General features: G+C 69.9%; 1 pseudogene. It reads right to left on the bottom strand.

The annotated features are described in order from the left end of the window. Positions 1 to 302 (bottom strand): annotated as a pseudogene (locus tag HMPREF2883_RS11880) (HNH endonuclease); the annotation flags it as partial.

Here is a 302-nt window from a genome sequence, read left to right as displayed (position 1 = left end):
GCCGGGTTGGGGGCCGCGGGTCTCTAACCGGGCCTTGCCGCTGCTGGGCTGGGTACGGTCGAGGGCGGTGTTGAGGCGGTCGATGAGCTCGGGGCTGATCTGCTGGCTCAGGTCCTTGGGTATGACGGTGCTGGGAACAAGGTGCTGGTGGGGCCCGACCCTCTTGGGTAGGCGGGTGATGGTGCCGTCTGGGTGGCGCTGGTAGACGGTCTTGTCGGGGGTGTGCCAGGACAGGGTCCCGCTGGCCTGGTCTCTGGTGAGGGCCCAGCCGGGGGTGTGCTTGAGGCGGTGGTGGGCCTCGC

The sequence above is a fragment of the Actinomyces sp. HMSC075C01 genome (assembly GCF_001812965.1).
In the GTDB taxonomy this organism is placed as follows: Bacteria; Actinomycetota; Actinomycetes; order Actinomycetales; family Actinomycetaceae; genus Actinomyces; species Actinomyces acetigenes.
Note: the sequence above shows the minus strand (reverse complement) of the source record. Positions and strands in the feature narration are given on the sequence as shown.